The sequence below is a fragment of the Nocardioides salsibiostraticola genome, assembly GCF_054783655.1.
Genome location: NZ_BAAGQD010000024.1, coordinates 1 through 750 on the forward strand (window position 1 = coordinate 1; position 750 = coordinate 750).

General features: G+C 65.7%; 1 protein-coding gene. It reads left to right on the forward strand.

The window, feature by feature from the left end; genetic code table 11:
• A partial coding sequence (locus ACYVLV_RS12265) for an IS3 family transposase (RefSeq protein WP_460810326.1) occupies nt 1-750 on the forward strand: 750 nt, incomplete at both ends.

Sequence of the window (750 nt, forward strand, 5' to 3'; positions counted from 1 at the left end):
CTCATCTGCGCGACGTTGCAGGTGGCCCCCAGCAGCTACTACGAGTACAAGAACCGGCAGCCCTCGGCTCGCTCTCGACGCGATGAGGTGATGGGTCCGGTGGTGCGTCAACTGTGGGAGGAGAACTACCGGGTCTACGGGGCGCGGAAGATCTGGAAGGCCGCCCGACGCACCGGTCACGACCTCGGACGTGACCAGGTCGCGCGACTGATGCGGGCCCAGGGCATTGAAGGGGGCCGGCGCACCAAACGGATCCGGACCACGAAGCCGGATCCGGGTGCCCCCCGCCACCCGGACCTGGTCGGTCGGGATTTCACCGCCACCGCACCGAACCAGTTGTGGGTCACCGACCTGACATTCGTGCCGACTTGGACTGGTGTGGCCTACGTCTGCTTCATCATCGACGTCTACTCCCGGACCATCGTGGGGTGGCGCGCCGCGTCCCACATGCGGACCACGATGGTCCTCGACGCGATCGAGATGGCCAGATGGTCACGCGGCACCGCACTGACTGGGCTGCGGTGTCACAGCGACGCCGGCAGTCAATTCACCTCGATCCGCTACGGAGAACGCCTCGCCGAGATCGGCGCGGTCCCCTCGATCGGAACCGTCGGAGACTCCTACGACAACGCTCTTGCTGAGACCGTGAACGGCTACTACAAAGCCGAACTCATCCGAGGTCCCGCACGCGAGGGACGTCCGTGGAAGCGCGTCGAGGACGTCGAAATCGCGACCCTGTCCTGGGTCCAT